The 23,854-nt window shown below is 55.3% G+C and carries 20 protein-coding genes; 4 read left to right on the forward strand and 16 right to left on the reverse strand.

Annotated elements, in window-relative coordinates:
- Window positions 1-46: 46 nt before the first annotated feature.
- From D2E25_RS02280 to D2E25_RS02335, 12 genes are all read right to left on the reverse strand, one after another.
- Window positions 47-1,444 carry a chloride channel protein gene (locus D2E25_RS02280; protein ID WP_125979404.1) on the reverse strand — a complete coding sequence of 466 codons (1,398 nt, stop codon included), beginning with the start codon at window positions 1,442-1,444 and terminating at the stop codon, window positions 47-49.
- A gap of 207 nt (window positions 1,445-1,651) precedes the next feature.
- Window positions 1,652-3,043 (reverse strand): trigger factor, encoded by a 1,392-nt coding sequence (gene tig, locus D2E25_RS02285; protein ID WP_125979405.1) that lies wholly within the window; start codon window positions 3,041-3,043, stop codon window positions 1,652-1,654.
- 52 nt (window positions 3,044-3,095) lie between these two features.
- The gene (locus D2E25_RS02290; RefSeq protein WP_164514665.1) at window positions 3,096-4,427 is read right to left on the reverse strand and encodes an HRDC domain-containing protein; all 1,332 of its coding nucleotides are present in this window, start codon (window positions 4,425-4,427) and stop codon (window positions 3,096-3,098) included.
- Window positions 4,375-5,049: a DUF3000 family protein gene (locus tag D2E25_RS02295; RefSeq protein ID WP_125979407.1), complete on the reverse strand. Its 675-nt coding sequence runs from the start codon at window positions 5,047-5,049 to the stop codon at window positions 4,375-4,377. The genes D2E25_RS02290 and D2E25_RS02295 overlap by 53 nt, the downstream gene beginning before the upstream one ends.
- 153 nt (window positions 5,050-5,202) lie before the next feature.
- Window positions 5,203-6,084, reverse strand: coding sequence for a pyruvate formate-lyase-activating protein (gene pflA / locus D2E25_RS02300; protein ID WP_164514666.1), 882 nt, complete (start codon window positions 6,082-6,084; stop codon window positions 5,203-5,205).
- Window positions 6,085-6,223: 139 nt separating this feature from the next.
- Window positions 6,224-8,602 carry a formate C-acetyltransferase gene (gene pflB, locus D2E25_RS02305; RefSeq protein WP_125979408.1) on the reverse strand — a complete coding sequence of 793 codons (2,379 nt, stop codon included), beginning with the start codon at window positions 8,600-8,602 and terminating at the stop codon, window positions 6,224-6,226.
- A gap of 243 nt (window positions 8,603-8,845) precedes the next feature.
- Complete coding sequence (locus tag D2E25_RS10825) at window positions 8,846-9,157, reverse strand: hypothetical protein (RefSeq protein WP_338142116.1); 312 nt, start codon at window positions 9,155-9,157, stop codon at window positions 8,846-8,848.
- Between the two features lie 66 nt (window positions 9,158-9,223).
- Window positions 9,224-10,921, reverse strand: a complete 1,698-nt coding sequence (locus D2E25_RS02315) for an NAD+ synthase (protein ID WP_125979409.1) — start codon at window positions 10,919-10,921, stop codon at window positions 9,224-9,226.
- A gap of 45 nt (window positions 10,922-10,966) precedes the next feature.
- On the reverse strand, window positions 10,967-12,115 hold the full coding sequence (locus D2E25_RS02320) for a M20 metallopeptidase family protein (RefSeq protein WP_125979410.1): 1,149 nt from the start codon (window positions 12,113-12,115) through the stop codon (window positions 10,967-10,969).
- Between the two features lie 34 nt (window positions 12,116-12,149).
- Window positions 12,150-12,881 (reverse strand): methionine ABC transporter permease, encoded by a 732-nt coding sequence (locus D2E25_RS02325; RefSeq protein WP_420897309.1) that lies wholly within the window; start codon window positions 12,879-12,881, stop codon window positions 12,150-12,152.
- Entirely contained in the window at window positions 12,878-14,014 is a 1,137-nt protein-coding gene (locus D2E25_RS02330) for a methionine ABC transporter ATP-binding protein (RefSeq protein WP_125979411.1), read from the reverse strand. Before D2E25_RS02330 ends, D2E25_RS02325 begins: the two co-directional genes overlap by 4 nt.
- A gap of 182 nt (window positions 14,015-14,196) precedes the next feature.
- Window positions 14,197-15,177: a MetQ/NlpA family ABC transporter substrate-binding protein gene (locus tag D2E25_RS02335; RefSeq protein ID WP_125979412.1), complete on the reverse strand. Its 981-nt coding sequence runs from the start codon at window positions 15,175-15,177 to the stop codon at window positions 14,197-14,199.
- A 279-nt stretch (window positions 15,178-15,456) separates the two neighbouring features.
- Here D2E25_RS02335 and D2E25_RS02340 point away from each other — a divergent pair, with 279 nt between their 5' ends.
- Window positions 15,457-16,305, forward strand: a complete 849-nt coding sequence (locus D2E25_RS02340; protein ID WP_125979413.1) for a Cof-type HAD-IIB family hydrolase — start codon at window positions 15,457-15,459, stop codon at window positions 16,303-16,305.
- 138 nt (window positions 16,306-16,443) lie between these two features.
- Window positions 16,444-17,559 carry a CPBP family intramembrane glutamic endopeptidase gene (locus D2E25_RS02345; protein WP_164514667.1) on the forward strand — a complete coding sequence of 372 codons (1,116 nt, stop codon included), beginning with the start codon at window positions 16,444-16,446 and terminating at the stop codon, window positions 17,557-17,559.
- A 93-nt stretch (window positions 17,560-17,652) separates the two neighbouring features.
- Here the strand turns inward: D2E25_RS02345 and D2E25_RS02350 are convergent, their stop codons facing one another.
- From D2E25_RS02350 to D2E25_RS02365, 4 genes are all read right to left on the reverse strand, one after another.
- On the reverse strand, window positions 17,653-18,189 hold the full coding sequence (locus D2E25_RS02350) for a peptidylprolyl isomerase (RefSeq protein WP_125979415.1): 537 nt from the start codon (window positions 18,187-18,189) through the stop codon (window positions 17,653-17,655).
- Window positions 18,190-18,319: 130 nt separating this feature from the next.
- Window positions 18,320-20,650, reverse strand: coding sequence for a RelA/SpoT family protein (locus D2E25_RS02355; RefSeq protein WP_125979416.1), 2,331 nt, complete (start codon window positions 20,648-20,650; stop codon window positions 18,320-18,322).
- 83 nt (window positions 20,651-20,733) lie between these two features.
- A complete protein-coding gene (gene dut, locus D2E25_RS02360) occupies window positions 20,734-21,210 on the reverse strand; it encodes a dUTP diphosphatase (protein WP_125979417.1) in 477 nt (158 codons plus the stop codon).
- Window positions 21,210-21,503, reverse strand: a complete 294-nt coding sequence (locus D2E25_RS02365) for a DUF4193 domain-containing protein (RefSeq protein ID WP_125979418.1) — start codon at window positions 21,501-21,503, stop codon at window positions 21,210-21,212. The genes dut and D2E25_RS02365 overlap by 1 nt, the downstream gene beginning before the upstream one ends.
- A gap of 149 nt (window positions 21,504-21,652) precedes the next feature.
- On the opposite strand from D2E25_RS02365, the gene sepH reads away from it, so the two are divergent.
- Window positions 21,653-22,879, forward strand: coding sequence for a septation protein SepH (sepH, locus tag D2E25_RS02370; protein WP_125979419.1), 1,227 nt, complete (start codon window positions 21,653-21,655; stop codon window positions 22,877-22,879).
- Window positions 22,880-22,971: 92 nt separating this feature from the next.
- A complete protein-coding gene (locus D2E25_RS02375) occupies window positions 22,972-23,829 on the forward strand; it encodes an AraC family transcriptional regulator (RefSeq protein ID WP_125979420.1) in 858 nt (285 codons plus the stop codon).
- Window positions 23,830-23,854 lie beyond the last annotated feature (25 nt).

Here is a 23,854-nt window from a genome sequence, read left to right on the forward strand (position 1 = left end):
AATGATCCCACTCTACCGTCCCCCAACCTTCAACACTCATGCGCAATTATTTGCGGAGTAGTTGTTTGGAGATGAAGCAGGAGGCGGCGACGCCGAGGGCTACAGGGACGTAGAAGTCGCTGGGGGCGGCGGTGAGTTCCAACACTAGGCACATGGCCATCAGGGGCGCCTGCTGGGAGGCGGAGAGCAGTGCGGCCGCGCCGATGAGGGCGCAGGCAGTGACTGAATCCGCGGGGAAAGCCATCGCCCAGAAAATGCCGAACATGGCACCGAGAATAGAGCCGAGCGCGATACCAGGCTGAAGTACGCCGCCAGATGCACCAGAGCGGATGGTAAGCAATGTGATTACCGCTTTGGCAATGAACGTGAATACCAACACCATCATCACCAGTAGCAGCTCGCTTTGCCGCGAGTCAAACCCCAACGCGGTCCACGGGGAGACGGTATCGCTAGTGCTCCCGAGATCCGAAAGGTACGTACTGTTCGTGCCGAAAAGCGTGGAATTCGGGTTGATCAACTCAGCAATAGAACGCCCCTCTTGAGTGGAGATTGTGCTGAAGCCCAATTGTGCGGCTGCACGGCCATTGCCCATGATCTGCGGCAAAGCAAGCGAAACAATGCCGGTAAGAACACCAGCCAACGGCATTTGCCACAGGATTGCCGCGCCTTGCGGCTTATGCGATTCGGCCCACTGCGAACCGCGGCGGAACCATGCGCCTGCGACTCCGCAGGCGGTGCCAATAAGCAACGCTGCGAGCATCAGCGTGGGTGTGAGCTCGTGCTGCATAGCTGAAATGTCGTAGAAGACGTGCCGGCCTTTGATCTCAGTCGCCACGAACGCGGCTACGGCCGACATGCTAAGACCGAAGGCGACGTTTTCGATCGCCACATCCGCCAGCAGAATCTCCACGGCGAAAAACATGCCGGCCAATGGCGCGTTGTACACGCCGCCCAAGCCGGCACCAGCCGCCACGGCGACGACTACACGCTTATCGAGCCCATCGAGATGGAACAGGTCGCAGAAGCGTTGCGCGAGCATTGCGCCGAGCTCGCGCGGAGCAACTTCGCGGCCGATTGACGCGCCGGAGCCGACGATGAAAATCTGCAAGCACACGTGCACGATCGTCTGCCAGAACGGCATCCGATCGCCTTCCACAGCTTTTTTGACAGACGGTACCTTGGTGGTTTTCGTGCGCAGCAGCCACCAGATCACGCCAGCGATACTCAAACCGATTGTCACCGAGATTGCGCGGCGAAGATGCGGTACGGCGAACGGGCCAGGCGCAGCAGAGCCTTCAATATAGCCGAGCATCAGATGCTCAACCTGATACAGCAACAGGGTGAGTAGGCCGGCGCCAACGCCAATGATGGCGCCGAGTACGAGAACAGCTGCGGCCAGCCAGCCGAGGCGCTTCCAATGTATACCGTTTACGCTATTCGTCATTCTTGTTTCTCCCCCCTCATGCCCCTGCATATTTGCATTTGTAGCGTTTTAATGTGGTGACGCTCCCCCAGTCGTGCTACGCACGCCAGCCCCCTCAGCCGAGGGGGCCGAGGAGACGTACAGTACTTATGAATAAAGGCTTGGAATCGGGTGATTCCAAGCCTTTATTCAGTGCATTATCGATTGCTACAAGCTAGCGGATGATGCTCACTCAGCATTCTCAGCCGGAGCTTCGTCAGCCTTGTCACCGGCCAGTTCGTCAGCCACAGCGGCAGCAGCAGAAGCAGCCTCAACGGACTCAGCTTCCTCATCCTCAGCAGCTTCGCCCAGGAATGCGCTCAGGTCGAGAGTCTCACCCTCGGACTTGAACGTCACAGCGCGCATACCAGCGAGCAGACCCTTGGAGCGAGCGACTTCCTGCACAGCGGAGCCGAGCTGGCCGTTCTGCACGATCGCGTTGATGAAGTGGCTCGGGTCCATGCCGTACTGCTGAGCAATGGAAGCGAGGAAGTTCATGACATCAGCCTGAGAGACCTTGACGTCCAGCTTCTCAGCCAGAGCGTCGAGCACCATCTGGTCGGTCAGATCCTTGACCACAGTCTGCTCAGCTTCAGCCTTCTGGTCGTCGGTAGCCTTAGACGGGTCAGCAGTCACGTTCTTGAGCTGCTGCTCGATCATCTCAGCCTTCACGCCCTTCGGCACCGGGATCTCAAGACCCTCTTCGATCTTGGCGATGAACGCGTCGCGAGCCTCGGTCGCCTGGCGGCCTTCAGCGTCACGCTCAGCAGCCTTGCGCACGTCAGCCTTGAGCTCTTCGAGAGTGTCGAACTCAGAAGCTTCCTGAGCAAAGTCATCGTTGAGCTCCGGCAGCTCTTCAGCCTTCACGGAGTTCACCTTCACCTTGACGAGAGCCTTCTGGCCTTCGTGCTCGCCAGCTTCCAGCGTGCCTTCGAAGGAGGTCTCTTCGCCAGCGGACAGGCCTTCGAGAGCCTCATCCAGACCGTCGAGCATGGTGTTGGAGCCGAGCTCGTAGCTCACGCCTTCCTGAGAATCAACGGTCTCACCGTCGATTTCAGCATTCAGGTCGATGTTGGCGAAATCGCCCTTAGCGGCCGGGCGGTCCACACCCACGAGGGTGCCGAAGCGCTGGCGCAGGGTCTCGAGGCGCTTGTCAACGTCCTCATCGGTAACCTGAGCCTTCGGGACTTCGATCTCCAGGCCTTCCAGTTCCGGCAGTTCAATGTCGGGGCGACGCTCGACAGTGGCGGTGAACTTGAGCTTGGTCTCATCCTTAGCGGAGGCCGGCACTTCCTGCACGTCGATCTCCGGCTGAGCCATCGGGCGGATCTTCTTCTCCTCGAGAGCCTTGGAGTACAGCTCCGGCACGCCGTTGTTTACAGCCTCGCCAGCAACGGCTGCGAAGCCGATGCGCTGGTCGATGATCTTGCCGGGGACGTGACCCTTACGGAAGCCCGGGACGTTCACCTGCTTGGCGATCTCCTTGCGGGCGGCATCGAGATACGGGTCGAACTCCTCCGGGTCGACGGTGATGGTGAGCTTGACCTTGGTGGGCTCGAGATTCCTAACGCTGATCTTCACGCTTGCGCTCCTGAAAGTCGTTGTTCTAACTTCGTCTGCCAATAGGCAACCTCTACATGATAACGCGACTTACGGACGCTGCAATCAAACGCACCTGCCAGTCACGTGCACCTTGGCTCGTCAGGAACTGTGCAACATCACGACGATCAGGCTCATCCGTCCAACATAAGTTACGAATGATCTGCGGTTTAATAATCATTTCCGCAGGCGTGCGTGTATCGTCCGCAATCGAATTGACTACGGCACGAGCAGCTTGCAATCGGCGCAAACGCTGTGGGTGACGAGTAGCCCACATTTTCATTGATCGCGGCGCATTCGTCTGCGCATCATCATCACTTGGCGGAGCAGGCGGTGTTGGCCACTGCGATCTCGGCAACGCAAGCGCTTCGCGAATCGTTTCACGCCATAGTGATGGTTTGACCTTGCGCTGAATCGGCGCATAGCGTTCAAACATTTTGTCTTGTTCGCTACCAGTATGCATACGCACACGCTCATTGAGCGAGCGAATCATACGAAATTCGCGCGCGTTACGCGGCTTGCGCGACGCTGCTTCAATAATCGACGCATCCGCCAGCAGCAAACTGGGCGAAATATCGTATTGGCGTGCCAGCGCATCGCGGCGCTCCCACAATGCTTTTGCCACCGCCAAACCTTGCGGATCATGGCCAAGCTCAGTGATGTGCGAAATACGCATCCACGGCGCAGGATGTTCACGTCGAGGAGCCATACCCTGTTCAAGCGCGTAGTGAAACTCTTCGAGCGCCCACTCCCATTTGCCTTGCGCTTTCAACTCTTGGGTCATTAACGAACGCAGTTCAATCAGCAGCTCAACATCCAGCGCAGCATAATTACGCCAATCGCGTGGCAATGGTCGATACGACCAGTCTGCCGCGGAATGCTCTTTCGCCAGCGTAATACCCAAATAATGCTCGGTTACAGCAGCTAAACCGAAGCGATGCAATCCCAGCAGGCGCGCAGCAATCTCTGTGTCGAACAGTGCGCGCGGGCGTAATCCAATGTCAGCAAAACCGGGCAAATCTTGTACAGCATCATGCAAAATCCACGCATCATCGCCGATAGCCTCATTGAACAGATTCCAATCCACGCCAGCGCGTGTAAGCGCTATCGGGTCGAACAGTACAATGCCAGCACCCTCACGTTTGAACTGAATCAGCCAATCCTCATGCCCATAACGGAATCCTGACGCTCGTTCAGCGTCAGCAGCAAGAGGCCCTGTAGCCTGCGCCATCTGCTCGCATACAGCCCGGAACCCTTCGGGCGTATCAGTAACAGCAGGTACTCCCCCGCGCGGTTCCCTTAACAACCTGGGTTCATCGGTCAACGGACGAATCCTCCTGTTCTCGCTGTTCTTGATAAGCGGCATGAATGAACCGAGCCCAGAGTTGAATCTGGCCACCAGCATCCAAAACGCCATCTATGCTAGCAATGGGGGTCCATGAGACGCGCATTTCACACCCGCAATCAGCACGATCGGCTACAGGAAGCGAAGAGCTGCCGGTTTCTGTGGGCGCGGCGAACGTCGTATCTCGTGTAACAGTAACCGTTCCTGAAATACTATCGGGGTCAATATCAACGAGACGATCGCACATGTCATCCCAGTACATGGCAGGCGTTAACCCATTATCTTCAAGAGCTGGCAGTGGCATACGCGCGTATGCTACGCAACGCCAATGTGATTGCCATTGCACCGGCGGCTCGTGCGCGTACAAGAGCATAATCCAACCGTCTGCCGCGCGGGCCGCTGGCTGAGACGGCATAGCGTGACTGTCTTGATTGCATGTCAAACCAACACCAATACCATAATCGGCTAGTGATGCGGGTACGGCGATTTCCCGGTATTGGATACCGTTCACACGTGGCATGGTGCGCACTGATTCAACTGCCGACCATACGGCATCCGGCACGCCATCAGGCCGGGGCGCAGCATTGATTCCGGTACGCTGCGACAATGGAGCGTCGGCCGGAAAAACGAAAATTTCAGCCATAACACCAGCCTACGATGTGTAGCTGAGTTTCATGCGTATCGGCACGCGGAACCATGTAGTATGCGGTGCCGCGTGCCGATATGTATGACTATCGCGCTGTAATTATTGCGCTGTGCTTATTGCGCTGTGACTATTGCGCTGTGCGATTGTGCTTTAGTACACAGTGAATCCATGCGATTGGAACTGTTCGGTAACACGTTTGCGCATTGCAGCAGACGGTCCCTTCTGGTTTTCCAACGGGTATGGAATACGCAGTTCATGCCACTTCGGGCGGCCAAGCTGGTGGAAGCCCAGCACGTCAATATGTTCCACTGCATCGCCGAACGTTTCGCAAATTTTTGCTACGTTTTCAACGTTTTCTTCCGACGATGTGAGCCCAGGTACGAGTACAAAACGTACCCAAATCTTCTTGCCAGCTTTAGCAAGACGCTGACCAAAATCGATCGTAGGTTGCAGCACGCCACCGGTGACCTTGTGATAAGTTTCCTCATCACCAGATTTGACATCGAGCAGGCACAGGTCAATGTCTTCGATCATCTCGTCGGTGTAGTTCTTGTTCAAAAAACCAGACGTATCAAGGCACGTGTGCACACCCATTTCTTTGGCCGCGCGGAACACGCGTGAAACAAACGCTGGCTGCATCATTGACTCGCCACCGGAGAAGGTGATGCCACCATGCGTGGCTTTAAACAAATCCTTGTACCGGTCAACTTTTTTGATCATTGCATCCAAATAGACCGGCTGACCGTCACGCATTTTCCACGTGTCTGGATTCTGGCAGTACTGGCAGCGCAGGGGGCAGCCTGAAAGGAAGACGGTCATGCGCGTGCCCGGACCGTCCACCGAAGTGTTAATGTCCCACGAGTGTACGAAGCCAATATCGCCGGTTTTCAGCGCTTCGATACGATCGCGACGGTCGAGGCCAATAGGCGATTCGAAGCCAGAAAGCCCGCCCATGAGCATTTGCGAGGCATACGTTTTTGATTCGCGCAGCATGTGGCGCGTGGTGGTGCGGAACTGGGTGTCGGGCATCATCGTCCTCCTGATTCCTGAGAAGAGCTTGCATTCTTGACCTACACACGGGTATGCAAGCCCCTGTATGCAGGAAGGGGTGGAGCATGTGCTCCACCCCTTCATTGATGTTTACCGCGTGACTGTCACGCTCGCGTTACCGTCAGTCGACGACAGCACCCTGGTGGAACGTACGGGAGATCACGTCGAGCTGCTGCTCCTTGGTGAGCTTGACGAAGTTCACCGCGTAGCCGGAGACGCGCACGGTCAGGTGCGGGTACTTCTCCGGGTGCTCAACAGCGTCTTCCATGGTCTCGCGACGCAGCACGTTGATGTTTGCGTGGTAGAGGCCGTGGCCGTTACCAGCATCGAGGATGCCGACCAAGTTGTTGATACGCTCATCCTCATCGCGGCCCAGGCCGTCAGGGGTGATCGTGTTGGTCAGCGAGATGCCGTCCAGTGCGTCGTTGTAGTCGATCTTGCCGACCGAGAACATCGACGGCAGCATGCCGTGGGAGTCCATGCCGTTCTCCGGGTTAGCGCCTGGAGCGTACGGGGTGCCCTTCTTGTGGCGGGACGGGAAGGAACCGGTGTTCTTACCGTACTCCACGTTGGAGGTGATGGTCAGGATGGACTGCGTCGGGACAGCACCACGGTAGACGGGCAGGCGCTTGACCTGGCCCATGACGGTGGACACAACCCACTTGGCGATGTCGTCAGCACGATCGTCGTCGTTGCCGTAGATCGGGAAGTCGCCTACGGTCTTGTAGCCGACCACCAGATCGTCGTCAGCGCCCTCAACGTACTCGTACTCGTGGCCTTCGAGGTTCTTGGCGTCCTTGTTGTAGATCGGGTACACCTTGGCGTACTTGCATGCAGACAGGGAGTCAGCAGCAATCGACAGACCAGACATACCGCAGCCGAGGGTACGGTACACTTCCTTGTCGTGCAGAGCCATTTCGATGGACTCGTAGGCGTACTTATCGTGCATGTAGTGGATGATGTTCAGCGCCTTGACGTAGGTCTCGGACAGCCATTCGAGAGCCTTCTCGTAGTTGGCCTTGACCTTCTCGTAGTCGAGGGTGCCGTCAGCTTCAGGCAGAACCGGGTCGATAACGCCCTTATCAATAACCTGCATGCCGGTCATCTCATCGCGACCACCGTTGATCGCGTACAGCAGAGCCTTAGCGGAGTTCACACGAGCTGCGAAGAACTGCATCTGCTTGCCCACGCGCATCGGGGAGACGCAGCATGCGATAGCAGCGTCATCGCCCCAGTGGTTACGGATCTCCTTGTCGGACTCGTACTGGATAGCCGAGGTGTCGATGGAGATCTTGGCGCAGAAGCGCTTGTAGCCTTCCGGCAGCTTCGGATCCCAGAAGATCGTGATGTTCGGCTCAGGGCCAGGTCCGAGGTGCTCGAGGGTCAGGGTGTTGAGCAGACGGAAGGAGGTCTTGGTGACCATCGGGCGGCCGTCGTCAGCGAAGCCTGCGTCAGACCAGGTTGCCCAGTACGGATCGCCGGAGAAGATCGCGTCGTAATCCTTGGTACGCAGGAAGCGCACGATACGCAGCTTCATGACGATGTTGTCGATGATCTCCTGTGCGTCGGTCTCGGTGATCTTGCCGGCCTTGAGATCGCGCTCGAAGTAGCAGTCGAAGAAGGCGGAGTTACGGCCGAAGGACATGGCAGCGCCGTCCTGGCTCTTGACGGAAGCCAGGTAGCCCATGTAGGTCCACTGCACAGCTTCCTGAGCGTTCTGCGCCGGGCGGGTCAGGTCGAGACCGTACTCGTTACCGAGGTTGATGAGCTGCTTCAGGGCCTTGATCTGCTCGTCGTGCTCTTCGCGGAAGCGGATCCAGTGCTCGATCTCCGGCTCGGTGAAGTCGTTGCGGTACGGCACGGAATCCTTGTCGCGCTGCTTGAACTTGATCAGCGCGTTCACGCCGTACAGGGCCACACGACGGTAGTCGCCGATGATGCGGCCACGGCCGTAAGCATCCGGCAGACCGGTGAGGATCTTGTTGTGGCGAGCAACCTTGATGTCCTTGGTGTACACGCCGAAGACGCCGTCGTTGTGGGTCTTGCGGTACTTGGTGAAGATCTTCTTGATCTCCGGATCCGGCTCCTTGCCGGCTTCCTTGATAGCCTGCTCAACCATGCGCCAGCCACCGTTCGGCATCATCGCACGCTTGCAGGGCACGTCGGTCTGCAGACCAACGATCACATTGTCAACTTCCGGGGACTCAATGTAGCCAGCCGGGAATGCGTCGATGCCAGCCGGGGTGTGGGTATCAACATCGTAGACACGCTGCTTACGCTCGACTGCCAGGTAGTTGTCGTCGAGGTACTTCCACAGGTGCTTGGTCTTCTCGGTGGCGTTGGCGAGGAAGGATTCATCGCCAGTGTACGGGGTGTAGTTCTTCTGAATAAAGTCGCGGACGTCAATGTCCTTCTGCCAGTTGCCCTCAGCAAAACCGTCCCAAGCCTTTGCCTGGAGCTCTTCGGGGGAGAGAGCGGTAGCGTCTACTGCTGCTGTCATTTTCACTCCTTGGTGTTGTATGCAACGCATCATCACGTTGTGTTCAGGAATGATTCTACCCGCGTACACCTCAAGGCGAGCTGAATATGACAGTGACATATCTCACATTCTGTGATCGTTCACGCAGTTCAAACGCACATTGTTAATGTTCATCTGTGTGATAGCTGTATGCTTCGATGTTTGCGATGCCAGCCTGGTATGGGCCAGGTGGCATCGCATATACATCATCTCCTTGCGCGCTCTTTATTGTGCAGCGGACGGCGATGAGTTCGCAGTACCAGTATCCGCATCCCCCTCCGCGTCACTTTCCACGTCACTTTTGGCAGCGGGATTGGCAGCGGAATCAGTGGTGGGATTGCCACCCTCGTCGTCATCCCACTTGTTCCATTCGCGGTCGACCGCCTCCCAGGTCAGGTTGCGTTCTTTCGCGATTTTCCAAGCGTCAATAGCATCCTGACGGGTTTTGTACGGTCCCATGCGCTGTGTACTGGGTGAAAGCAAACCCTGCTCAGGCTGTTCAGTTTTTGTGTTGAAATACCAACGACGATCGGCCATATCAACCTTCTTTGCGATGTGTTACACACTCTCAACACTTGTTACTCAATACCGCACACTACTCCGCTACTCGCGGAATGCGTTCGTAACCGGCAAGCGACGGTCGCGGCCAAAGGCAAGCGCAGTCACCTTAGGGCCAAGCGGGTACTGGCGGCGCTTCCATTCAGCGCGGTCCACCAGTCGCATCACCGTGTCAACAGTCTTTGCGTCAAAACCGTCAGCCAGCAAGTCGGCACGACCATGCGCATGTTCAATGTACGCGGCGAGCACCTTGTCGAGCAGCTCGTATTCCGGTAGCGAATCAGAATCCTTCTGGCCGGGGCGCAATTCTGCACTCGGTGCCTTTTCAATCGAATTCACCGGAATCATCACACCGTTCGGCAATGGCTTGCCCGCTCCCCTACTCTCATTGCCAACAATGCGCAATCCACCAACGCCAATGCCAGCTTGAGCTGCACGGTTACGCCAACGGCTCAACTCCCATACGCGAGTCTTGAGCAAATCTTTAATTGGCGCGTATCCGCCGACAGCATCGCCGTAAATCGTTGAATATCCGCATGCCAGTTCGGACTTGTTGCCGGTAGCAACGGCCAAAAGGCCCTTGGAATTGGAGTATGCCATCACGATGACGCCACGAATGCGCGCCTGCAAGTTTTCAGCTGCCACACCTTCAAGTGCAAGCTGACCTTGGAACGCATTAAACAATGGCTCAATCGGCTGAATATCGTAATGTGCGCCAATATTGGCCGCCAAATCGGCAGCATCATCTTTGGAACCATCCGACGAGTACATACTCGGCATGGAAATACCGTGCACGTTTGCGCCACCGCACGCATCGGCTGCCATTGCCGCCACCAGTGCCGAGTCAATGCCACCAGACAAGCCGAGGCATACGCCAGTGAAATGATTCTTGGCCATGTAATCCTTCAAGCCAAGCACGCACGCGGTATACACTTCTTCATCTGGGTCGAGCGCAGGCTCGATGTCACCAGGCGTTTGATGCTGTGCACTCGTATCAAGATCAAAGAAGCCAAGATGCTCAACAAACATTGGAGAGCGTTCAAGCAGCGTGCCATCAGCATCCACTACAAAACTGCCACCGTCAAAAACAAGATCGTCCTGGCCGCCAACTTGATTGACATAGATCACCGGCGCGTGCACTTCAGCTGCGCGGCGAACCGCCAAATCGTAGCGCGTGTGCGTCTTGCCTTCTTCATATGGCGAGCCGTTCATCGTCATCAGCACGTCAATGCCCTGCTCAGCGAGCGCGGCTACCGGGCCACCATCCTGCCAAATGTCTTCGCAAATGGCCACGCCAATGCGTACACCGTCAACTTCGAGCACGGTAGAACGCTCACCAGCAGCGAAAATACGAAACTCGTCAAACACACCATAGTTGGGCAGGAAGTGCTTATCGTACGCGGCGCTCACAGTGCCATCATGCAGTACAACCATGCGGTTGCGCGGCTTGTCGAGCGCATGATCAGTGCCGACGGTGCCAACAGCTACATACAGGTCGCCGAGCCCGTCGGCTTCCAGTTCAGTAGCTAACCAATTCGCCTTATCCCATGCGGCTTGGCGGAAGGTGCGGCGCAATGCCAGATCCTCAATCGGGTATCCGGTAAGCGTCATTTCAGGAAATACGACAACGCGAGCGCCGCCGTGCGCAGCAAGATGCGCGTACTGCATGATTCGGTCGGCGTTGCCGTCAAGGTCGCCGACGCAAGTGTCGATCTGGGCGAGAGCAAAACGAAGCTGAGTCATGGCTCCCCAGTGTAGTGCACAGTGCACGCGACTGGGCGGCGTGGCTCAGCGCAATTCGTCCAGTACGCGCAATGCTGCGTGCGCGTAAAAGTTCACTGCCGGTTCAACAGCCTCATCCAAGCCGATGAAATGCGGGCTATGCCAGTCAGCACACCCCGGCTGCCCGTTCGAACCAATGAACGCAAACACGAGTCGTGCTTTACGTTCAAATTCGACAAAGTCCTCCCCTGCCATGCTGGCACGAATTGGCTTCAACGTTGCGTATCTAGGAACGTCTGCGGCCACCGCTTCAGCTAGCGGCGCATCATTGACCAGTGGCATTTGAATGCAATCCCAGTCCACGTCTGCGTCAATGCCGTACGCTTCAGCAGTATGGTTCACTTCGGAGATAAAACGGTTGTGTACCAGCGTTTCATCGTCACGGTCGAAGAAGCGCACCGTGCCTTGGAATCCAGCCTCGGCCGGTACCACATTCCACACATCGCCGCCATGCACTTCGGTAACAGACAGGACTACCGCGTGGAATGGTGATACATTGCGGCTCACGATGGTCTGCAGTGCAAGAATCATCGTAGCGAGCGCTTCGATAGGACCGGTACCTTTTTGCGGGTAGCCAGCATGCGTGCCTTGTGCGTGCAACGTGACTTTGAACTTCACGCAGCCGGCCATCATTGGTTCAGGACCGATCGCAATCTGACCGGGCGCATAATTCGGATTGTTATGCGTGCCGATAATGGCTTCAACATCATCAGCGACACCAGCGGCGATGACTTTGCGCGCACCCATGCCGAGCTCTTCAGCAGGCTGGAATACGATTTTGATACTTCCTGCAATCAGGTCGCGATGCTCGGCGAGCCAGAACGCAGCACCGAGCAAACCACTCATATGCAAATCATGACCGCACGCGTGCATCACACCATTATTGACGGAGGAGAACGGCAAACCCGTTTCTTCATGTACTGGCAAAGCATCAATATCAGCGCGTAATGCAATACGCGGGCCGGGTTTACTTCCTTCAATCAGCCCCACTGCACCGGTTTCTATTGGCGCGTCAAGCACAGTGATGCCATGCTCGCGCATTTGCTCTCTCAAGTACGCGGTGGTTTCGCGTTCTTCAAAACTGCGTTCGGGGTGCGCGTGCAAATAGTGGCGGATGGCGATGAGATCATCACCAATAGTGATGTGCCCAATCATGGGGAGCCTCCTGATTGATGTGAGCTGCCGTGACTTACTGCTGACGTTTCAGAATACGCTTGGCGATCGCATTCGCGATACCTTGCACAACCTGAACGAGCACGATCATGATGATGACAGCCGTCCACGTAACGGTTTGATCAAACTTCTGATAACCATAAGCGATCGCGAAGTTACCCAATCCGCCGCCGCCGATATAGCCGGCCATCGCGGACATATCGAGTACACCGATAAATAGGAACGCGTATGCAAGAATCAGCGGAGCGAGCGCTTCAGGAATGAGTACCGTGCGAATAATCGTAAGCTTTGAAGCGCCCATCGCGCGTGCAGCTTCGATCATGCCATGATCAACTGGTACGAGATTTTGCTCAACCAGTCGAGACGTGGCAACTGTGCACATCACTACCATGGGGAAAATTGCTGCCACAGTGCCGATTGACGTGCCAACAACAGCGATCGTTACCGGTTGCATTGCGGCGAGGAAAATAATGAATGGGATCGGGCGGATGATGTTGACAATGAAGTCAAGAATGCGATAAATAATCGCGTTCTCAAACAGGTTACCCGGGCGCGTACCGTACAGAACCACGCCAAGCACGAGACCGAGGAAACCACCGATTACCAACGTAACCAGTACCATTTCGAGTGTTTGACCAATGGACTGGAACAGTAATGGTTTGAGCACGGTCCAATCAGTTGGTCGCGCGGCCAGAATCGTCGTGTGCGAATGTGCCACGGTTGCAATCGTGGTTACCGTTGCGTTCATCGCGTCTCTCCTTCCCCGCTCATGTGAGCTGCAGCAAGCGCCGTATCATAATCCACTGGATGCGCTGCTGTACCGAAATCAATAAGATCACTGTCGCGTGCCAAATCATCTAAGAACGGGCGCAGTCGGCTCTCATCGCCAGAAAACTCGTAGGTAATCGCACCGATAGCGGTTCCTGCGACCGTGTCAATACCGCCGTACAGTAGGCCGCTGGTCACACCATGCTTGGCAATCAGTTCGGAAATATTCTGTCCGGAAGCGCTCACTGCTTCGCCATGCTCGCCAGCAGCAACATCCTTCTGACGAATCAGCACCGTGACAATGCGCCCTGGCCAGTCACGATGCATTTGCTGAACACGCTCAGGCTCAGGCACACCGTCCACTGCGGTAGCAATGAATCGTTTCGTCACTGGCTCGCGCGGGGCGGCGAACACGTCATATACGTTGCCGGATTCAACAATGCGTCCGGAGCTCATTACGGCCACACGGTTGGCGATACGCTGTACCACGTTCATTTGGTGCGTAATGACTACAATCGTGATGCCGAACTCTTCATTCACGCGCTTGAGCAGCGCCAATACTTCGTTCGTAGTATCCGGGTCGAGCGCGCTGGTTGCCTCATCGGCGAGCAAAATCTCAGGATTAGTAGCGAGCGCGCGAGCAATACCAACGCGCTGCTTTTGGCCGCCGGACAGTTGCGATGGATACTTGTTTGCTTGATCAGCAAGACCCACGAATTCTAGGAGTTCCGCTACTCGACGATCTTGATAATCTTTACGCCAATGGTCAAGCTGCAGCGGGTATGCAACGTTCTGTGCGACTGTCTTGGTGGAAAACAGGTTGAACTGCTGGAAAATCATGCCGATTTTCTGCCGGATTGGGCGCAGCTTTGATTCATTGAGCGCACTCACCTCAGTGCCGAGCACGCTAACCGTACCGGATGTGGGGCGTTCGAGCGCATTGATGAGACGAACCAGCGTGGACTTGCCGGCACCGGAATATCCGATAACACCGAACACGTCGCCACGATTGATGGTCAAACTCACATCATCAACAGCGCGGAACGGCTGTTTCGCACCTTTTTGGCGAAATTCCTTAATCACGTGGTTGAACGTGATGATTGGCTCGGACATGCGGTTCTCCTATGTCGTGTTCTTGAACGTCGTGCACATGGATGAGGCTCCTCGCATATCAATACCATGCGAGGAGCCATACTAGTGGACCTGTGTTGAGGCTACGCCATGCGTGTTACCGAATAGTGGCGTATTCGGTGGCGTGCTCGGCTATCAGGCTCGTTGAAAGCTCATTGAAAAGCTCACTGAGCCTTAGCGTCCTTTTCAATGTCTGCGAGATAACCCTGCAGCTCGGAAGCACTGAACTTGTCAGCAAACACTGCAGTGCCACCGGAGTTCTCCTGCAGCTTGTCAAGCACATCCTTGGACTGGAAGATCTTGATGAGCTTCTTGTACGTCTCGTTGTTCACGTCAGCCTTGCGGGCAACGAACACATTGATGTACGGGCGAGCCTCTTCGCTTTCGGCATCATCCTGGTAGATGGCGTCGGTAGCCTTCAGGCCTGCATCAGCAACGTAATCGTTGTTGATCACACCAGCGGCAATCGTCGGGTCCTTAAGCGAGTTAGCAACCTGCTCGGCCTTCAGCGGCGTGACCTTCACCTTGGACTTGTCGGTGTCAATATCAGCAGGCGTGGTGAACGCGGTCCAGTCACCCTTGAGCGTGACGAGGCCTGCAGCCTTGAGCACACCGATAGCACGCGCCTGGTTGGTTTCGTCGTTCGGGATAGCGACCGTGTCGCCGTCCTTGATCTCGTCGATGCTCTTCACCTTGTCGGAGTACACGCCAAGCGGGTAGATAGCGGTGCCGCCGATCGGCTGCAAGTCCTTGTTGTTCTGCACGTTGTAGTTGGCGAGGTACAGCAGGTGCTGGAACTCGTTGAGGTCGAGCTCACCGGAGTCGAGCGCCGGGTTTTCAGACGTGTAATCCTGGAAATCAACGATCTTCACATGGATGCCAGCGGCTTCGGCCTTCTTCTGGAATTCAGGCCACTGCGGGTCGGTCGCACCGACGACGCCGATCTTCACCGGGTTGTTTGCAGAACCCTTCGCGTCGCTTTCCGCGCCCTTGTTCAGGCGCAGGCCGAAGAATACTGCCACGGCAATTACCGCGACAACAACCACGGCGATAATGACATTGCGAACAGTGTGGTTTACGCGCACCGGTTCGTTCGGATTGGTTGGGTTTGCCGGAGCTGCCGGCTGCTGAGTAGTGCTTGCCATGAGTCTTCCTCTCTTCTCATGTTTGGCTTTCAAGCTTGTTGACATACCCAACCATACGATGGAGTTGCGGTCATTTTGGCTAAAAATGGCGGATTGCCGTATATGTGTTGCTTATACCCCGCGTAAGAGGTCAATGTTCGCGCGGAATTGATAACCCGTTCAACGTATGCGACACACCCGGTTTGTCTCACCATATTTGGGCAGGACTCGTCTTTACACTGGACACAGTATGTGTTTTGGTCAATTGACGACTGGGAAACCGACAACAAGGAGTATGGTATGACGGCACCCAACGAATATTCGCACACTACCAGCGTTCACAGCGCCGATATCGCCGATATCAAGGCTGCATTCTTCGACATTGACGGCACGCTCACCAGCTTCGTCACTCATGAAATTCCTCAATCTACTGTGGATGCGTTGCACCAACTGCAAGCCAAAGGCATTCGTATTTTTATTTGCACTGGCCGCGCTCCCTCGCATATGAAGGTTGTGTTTGATATGATGCCGGTGCATTTTGATGGCATTGTCGGCTTGAATGGCCAGTATTGTTTTGATGACAATGGATTCTTAGAGAAAAAGCCGTTGGATCTTGATGATGTTATGGCCGTTGTTGGCTGGCTTGATGAGCACCCGAATGAAGTGTCGAACTTCTGCGAGAAAGATTACGTGTACTTTAATCAGGTGACCGATGCTATGCGACGCACATGGCAGCAGCTCGGTAAAACTGCACCAAAAGTGTATGTTGATGACCCGCATACGCGCCCATTGACCCATGAGACGTTCCAGATCAGCCCCTATATTCCGCTCGAGCAAGAAGCTGAAGTGATCGCACTATGCCATAACGTGCAAGGTGTGCGCTGGCATCCGGATTTTGTTGATTTAATCCCCGCTGACGGTGGCAAGCCTGAAGGCATGAAGCGTTTTATGCGCCACTATGGTTGGACGCGTGAGCAGACGATTGCGTTCGGTGACGGCGGCAACGATGCAACGATGCTCGCGTTTGCTGGCATTGGCGTGGCCATGGGCAATGCAACTCAGCCGGCTAAAGAGGCGGCTGATTACATTACTGATGATGTTGATCACGATGGCATTATGAATGCGCTGAAGCATTATGGCATTCTGTAACCAAAATTCTTGATGTGTCCTGCGTCAACGTGCGTTGACGAATACGACCATTCGCGTTCCAGTCATGATTGACTTATGGTACCGCCACCAACGCAGATGTGCGGCAGGTGGATAGTTGTTCCGCGAAAGGGGCGCACAATGACGCAGGACACTCACTCATCAACAACGCTGCCACAACGTGTGCATAGTGCACTGCTCGACCATGATGTAGCATCTGCGCGAGCATACGATTTACTCACCAACGATCACCCATATCGCTGGTATCACCCGCAAGAACGTTCGCGTTTCAATCCACTACTGCGTGGCTTAACATTTGTGGGAATCATGATCGGTTCGATGATTCTTCTTATCATCGTTTTCTCAATCATTGCAGTGGCGATAGCACCGAACGCGTTCTACATCTCCTCGAGCAGTGGCAGCACAAGCATGGAGTTTTCACTCAACTCCTCTGCATTCGCTCTGTCATCGCCATTAGCGGTGCTTTCCATGCTTACTGAACTTTTTTCGGCTGTGATCGCTTATCTAGTGGTCGTGCTCGTTATGGAAGGGCGCAGACCACCGTTGGAGCTAGCTCCCAAACGTGCTGGCGGCGCATTGGCTGGCATGGCATCTGCCTTCGTATGCATTGCCATATGCATCGGTGTGATCGCAGTGTTCGGCGGCTACCGAATCGTCGGCTTCGACCCTGGATACCAGCCTTGGGCAGATCTGCTGACGTTGGGATTCACAGCCGGCATTGCCGAGGAGATTATGATGCGCGGCATCTTGCTGCGTTTGCTCGAGGAGTGGCTGGGCTCGTGGGGCGCAGTGGCACTGTCTGCTCTCGTGTTCGGACTCGTGCATCTCGGCAATAAAGACGGCACCTTGTGGGGCGGTATCGCTATTGCGATCGAAGCTGGTTTACTGTTTGGTGCGATTTATTTAGCTACTCGATCACTGTGGTGGTGCATGGGATTCCACTTCATGTGGAATATTGCTGAAGGGCCGATTTTCGGTTCAATTGTCTCCGGTAATGGTGCACAACGCTCATGGCTGATAGCGCAATGGAATGGTCCCGAATGGCTTACTGGCGGCACCTTTGGCCTAGAAGCAAGCATTGTTCCCGTGATTGTGCTTGGCTCGCTTGCGGTAGTATTGCTGATCCATTTACAACATCATGGTCGTATGATTGCACCATCGTGGATACGCAAGCGTCGTCTCTTTGCAGCAGCGCAAACTGCAGCACCAGCAACTTCGCAAAGCAACGTACAGTAAACACGCGTAACCGTTAAACGGTACATATGAAGAGTGGCCTGTTCACATGTGTGAGCAGGCCACTCTTCGTGTAGTTAGCAGTGCGTAAGCAACTTAGAGCACTTCGATAGAAGTGATGCCAACCGGCTCCAGCGGAGCGTCAGAACGATCAGTGGCAACAGAGTCAAGCTTGTCCACTACCGCCTTGGACTCGTCGTCAGCAACCTCACCGAAGATCGTATGGTGGCCGTCAAGCCACGGGGTGGGCACGGTGGTGATGAAGAACTGAGAGCCGTTGGTGCCGTGGATCTTGCCGTCGCGACCGCGGCGCAGACCAGCGTTCGCCATTGCCAGCAGGTAGGGGCGATCGAACTTCAAATCAGCTACGATCTCATCGTCGAAATCGTAGCCGGGGCCGCCGGTGCCGTTGCCGAGCGGGCAGCCGCCCTGGATCATGAAGTCCTTGATAATGCGGTGGAAAGTCAAGCCGTCGTAGAAACGCTCATGAGAAGGCTGACCAGTGAACGGATCCGTCCACTCCTTTTCGCCGGTGGCCAAGCCAAGGAAGTTCTTCACGGTGATCGGCGTTTCATCGTCGAACAGGTTGATCTTAATGTCACCTTCAGAGGTGTGCATAACAATAGTGGTCATAACGGTACAGTCTTCCAGATACTCCAGACGATCGTTGCCTATGAGAACCAATACGGGCTGCGAACGTAGAAAACGTTCGCAGCCCGCCAATGCCATCAGTGCTCTATCGCACAACCGATACGCCACTACACTATTGCTGCATTTTGCGCAAACGTGGCTCCTGCGAGTCTTTGGCACCAGTGACACGGTAAACATCGAATACACCGTCGATCTTGCGTACAGCAGCCAAAAGTCGGTTCAAATGCTGCGGATCGGCCATTTCAAAACTGAACTGGCTAATCGCCACACGGTCAGAGCCAGTGGTTTGCGAACCAGAGAGAATGTTCACGCCATGATCGGCAAGCACGCGCGTCACATCGCTCAGCAAATGCTGACGGTCGAGTGCTTCCACCTGGATCTTGACCATGAACAAGCCCTTGGTGCTCGTCCACGCCACATCCACCACACGTTCAGGCTGACGCTTTTGCAAATCGAGCATGTTCTGGCAGTCAGTACGGTGCACTGATACGCCTTGATTGCGCGTAATAAAGCCAATAATGCGATCGCCAGGCACTGGCATGCAGCAGCGTGCAAGCTTGACCCACACGTCACCAACGCCCTTAACCGACACGCCAATCGAGCTAGTCTTTTTCTTGACATTTTCGACTGCGCGAAGTGGCAGCGCTTCCTGCTCGACTTCCTCATCAACCTCATCGGACCCAGCATCCTTAACCAGATGTGCGATGACATTCTGTGTGGAAATCTGACCGTCGCCGATAGCAGCAAACACCGCATCCGCGTTGGGGAAGTTCAGCTCGTCAGCCACGCCAACCAATGCTTCAACAGTAAGCAGCGTGGCAATCGGCAGATTACGCTTGCGCATAGCGCGCGTCAGCTCGTCGCGCCCCTCTTCAATAGCCTCGGTGCGGCGTTCCTTAGAGAACCATTGGCGAATCTTATTGCGCGCTTTCGGGCTTTTCACAAAGCTCAACCAGTCGCGAGATGGGCCTGCGTTATCCGACTTTGATGTCAAGACTTCAACAGTATCGCCGTTCTCCAGTCGCGTATCAAGCGGCACCAAGCGACCGTTAACACGCGCACCCATCGTACGGTGGCCAACTTCTGTGTGCACTGCGTACGCAAAGTCAACCGGTGTCGCGTTTGCTGGCAGTGAAACGATTTTGCCCTTCGGCGTAAATACGTACACTTCAGCGGCGCCAAGATCCTCTTTCAGCGAGCCCAAGAACTCGTTGGAATCAGGTGTTTCGCTCGTCCAGTCGGCAAGCTGTTGAATCCACTTGAGATTATCGGCTTCGCTCAGTTCCTGATTGTCATCACCGCGCTTCAAATCAGACTTATCCGGAGCACTCAGCGCGCGGCCAGCTTGACCGTTCTCCTTGTACTTCCAGTGAGCGGCAATACCGAATTCTGCACGACGGTGCATATCCCACGTGCGAATCTGAATCTCCACTGGCTTACCACCGGGGCCCACCACCGTCGTGTGCAACGACTGGTACATGTTGAGCTTCGGCATAGCAATATAGTCTTTAAAACGACCAGGCACCGGGCTCCACCGCGCGTGCACTGCGCCGAGCGCCGCATAGCAATCCTGAATCGTATCGACAATAATGCGCACGCCAACGAGATCGTAAATATTAGCAAAATCATGACCGCGCACGATCATCTTCTGATAAATCGAGAAGTAATCCTTCGGGCGGCCAGTCACATGCGCTTTAATATGCTGCGCATCAAGATCTTCATTGATCTCCGCAAGAATCTGCTTCAAATACACGTCGCGTTGGCCAGCTCGGCGAGCCACCAGCACCACAATCTCGTTATAAATCTTCGGATACAACACCTTAAAACTGAGCTCTTCCAACTCAGTTTTAATAGCGTTCATACCAAGACGGTTCGCCAACGGCGCGTACACGTCAAGAGTTTCACGCGCTTTTTTCTGCGCACTCGGCGTTTTGACATACCGCCATGTGCGCGCGTTATGCACACGATCAGCAAGCTTGACCACAAGAACGCGTACGTCGCGGCTCATGGCCACAACCATTTTGCGAATCGTCTCAGCTTGCGCAGAATCGCCATACTCCATCTTGGAGAGCTTGGTTACGCCATCAACAAGTCCGGTAACCGTATCGCCGAATTCAGCACGACACTCGTCAAGCGTGTAATCCGTATCTTCGACAGTATCGTGCAGCAAGCCGGCAGCCACGACCAGTGGGCCCATGCCAAGATCTGCAAGAATTTGGGCAACAGCGAGTGGGTGAATAATGTACGGTTCACCTGATTTGCGGCGCTGTGTGGAATGCTGAATAACAGCACGCCGATAGGCGCGTTCGAGAATGCTCATGTCCTCACCGGGATGATGGGACTGACAAGCCTGCATGATCGGCCGCAGGGGGTTTAGAGGATCCCCGCTGATTTCGCAGCCGAGCATACGGGCGGCATTGTGCTCCGCCTCATCGTCGACCATATCCGCCTCCCTCTCGCAATTGCTCCTATCCTACATGCCGGGCGCGCACGCTGCACGCCGCGCCCGACTGCAGTACAGCGCCGTCAGGACGCCACGCCAGTAGATCCAAACCCTCGAGTGGACCGGTCGGAACCAGGCAAGGTTTCTGCTGGTACAAACCGAGCCTCAACATAGCGTTGAATAACCAACTGAGCGATACGATCGCCCGGGTGGAACACTACGGTATGTTCTGGGTCAAGGTTGATCAGCGGCACCTTAATCTCACCACGGTAGCCGGCATCAATCGTGCCAGGCGCGTTCAGCACCGTCACTCCCTGCTTGACAGCCAAGCCTGAGCGCGGATGAACCAAACCAACATAGCCGGCTGGCAAAGCAATTGCTACACCAGTCGGTACGAGAGCACGTTGGAACGGTTTAAGCTCAACTTCTTGCGTGGTAATGAGGTCAGCGCCAGCATCACCTGCGTGGGCGTAGTGCAAACGAGCAGGAAAATCGGGATTCAATGATTGAACCAGAATCTCAGTATTCTCCGGCTCGTTGTACGTCTCGTCAAACGTCATCAGGCGGCGCACTCCTCGCACACTGGCTGGCCATCATCGTTCACGTAAGCGAGCTGGCTGCGGTGCTTGACCAGGAAGCATTCGGAGCAAATGAACTCGTCATTCTGCATAGGGATAACGGTTACCGAGGCATCCTCATTACTCAAATCAGCGCCCGGCAGCTCATAATCCTCTGCAATGGCGTTCTCATCGTCGTCGATATCGCCGGAAGAGCCCTGGGAACCCTTGCCAAGCGCCTGCAGCGATTCCTCGTCCTCATCCTTGTTTCGTGGGGAATCATAATCCTGAGCCATCGTAATCCTTTCATCCTCATGGCAACTTCTGCGCCATAGAATACATGACTTTTACTCGGCATAGGATACACGATTCGAAATACTCGTAAAATACGACACGTGGGGCACAATAGAGGAAGTTATATTTTTATCGAGAAAGTGGTGTGATCATGCCTGACAAACCGGTCACGCAAGCCCGGTTCGATCATGTTGATGGAGCGGGTCGCCTCGTGTTCGCGGCAGGCGACGAGCGTTTCGCCGTCAATGTGGACGAGACACTGGAACGCGCCCTTCTTGAAGCTAAACAGGTACGCGATGAGCAAACGCGCTCAGCTCAACCCACAACGACTGCAACGTTGCCGATTTCGCAGATTCAAGCGCTGATTCGTGCTGGTGCTGATCCTGCTCGCGTGGCAGAACGCTACCAACTGAGTGAAGCATTAGTTCGGCGTTTCTCCGCAGCTGTGGAAGTTGAGAAACAGTATGCGATTGAACAGTTCTTTACCGTGCCTGCGCCGAAAGAAACGCGAGTGCGTACGATTGCGGAGCTGATTGAACGCACGTTGGCTACTGCTGGCATCGGCATGGAGTCGGTGACATGGCGGGCGACGCGCCGAGGTCTTGAACCGTGGCGGATTAGCGCATTGTTTACATCTGCTGGCCGGCAGGTGAAAGCCGAATGGTCGTGGAATATGCACGACAATGCGGTTAGCCCTTTGAACCCCACGGCTCGCAAGTTGATGGGCGCGCAAAACTCGTCTGCTCCTGGCATGGAAGGCGGCGACGAATTCTCCATGCCCGTGGCTTTGCCTGGTGATTCGGTGCGTTCGGCGCGTATTGAACGCGCTGTATCCGCGTGGAATACACCGCAGCCGACACTGCCGGCAGCTCGCCCGGAAGCACGAATGCCTCGAACCGCTGGAGACGTGGCGAACGGTTTATCAAACGGCTTGGCAAGCGGTTTAGCGAACGGTTTAACGAACAATGCGAATGGTGTTGCTGGTTCAGCGAACGCTGGTCATACTGCTCCTTCAGCTGCGCAAGCTCATGCTATGCCAGCCGCTACTGATGCTGCACGTTCCGCGAATACAGTCAATGCTTCGCCTGTGCTCACAGTTCCATCGAACAATGAGACAGTCGTTACGCCTCCTGCTGCACAGGCGGATGGAGAGCGTATTACTGAAACGATTACTGTTCCTGGGGCTACTGAAGCTTCGCACAGCGCTCAAACATCGAGCGCTCAAGCATCGTCTGGGACTGCTGCAAGCGGAACAACTGATGGTACGTCTCAGACGAATCAGCAGACGAACCAGCAGGCAGCAAACGCTAAGCCTGCTAAGCGTCGCTCCGGTCGTTCAGCGGTGCCCAGCTGGGATGAGATCTTGTTCGGCGAGTGATAATCCCACGCACGGTATTGTGATTTCGTGATGCCGGGCGGCGCGGCCCGGCTTTCCCACGTGATTCGCTCATCGGAAGGTGGTAATGCATTATGAAGCCGGCCGAGAAGAACGTGCTCAATGAACAGTCTGAACACTATGTGTACCGTCCAACCAATTCGGGAGCACGCGTGTTCTTGTACCCCGAATGGTTGGGCACGTACCGGTATGTGCCCGGTTATACGCTCAATCGTGGGCCGCTAGATAATTTCCTGCTGTTTTTTATTCGCTCAGGCAGGTTCGCCATCGATTTGCCTGACCGGGAGCGTATCATCGCGCACGCCGGCGATTTTGTGCTGATTGACTGTTACAAGCCGCAGTCTTACCAAGCGTTGGATGCTAGCGAAGTGTTGTGGATTCATTTCAATGGCATTTCTGCGCGCATGTATTACGACTTCATTAGTGAACGCAAAGGGAATGTGTTCTCCACGGCTAACTCGCAGTTCGCAGTCAATCGACTGCAGCGTATTTGTGCCGGTTTTCGCGCTGGAAAGCGTATGTCAGAGCCGGTAATGTCGCGCTATTTAACCGATATTCTCACCGAATGCGCAAGCGCTCCAGATGAGATACCTACGGACGAATCATCACATCGATATGCGATGGAAGACGTACAAGAGTTCATTGTGGCGAATCTGGCGCAAGAGCTAACCAACGAAGAATTGGCGGATATGGCGTGCATGAGCCCGGGCTATTTTATTAAGGAGTTTCGCCGCGCTACCGGTGTGACACCGCACGCGTTCATTGTGAATGCGCGCATGGATGCGGCAAAGCGGATGCTCGCTGACTCTCAGGCGTCGCTGAAACAGATCTGTGCCAAATGTGGTTTTTCGTCGCCTAGCGCGTTCTGTTTGGCGTTCAAGCGTGCGCAGGGTATGACACCGTTGGAGTATCGGCGTTCTGTGCGCGAGTAGTGTGGACCGAGCGGCGATGCACAGC

Source organism: Bifidobacterium goeldii, assembly GCF_003951095.1.
In the GTDB taxonomy this organism is placed as follows: Bacteria; Actinomycetota; Actinomycetes; order Actinomycetales; family Bifidobacteriaceae; genus Bifidobacterium; species Bifidobacterium goeldii.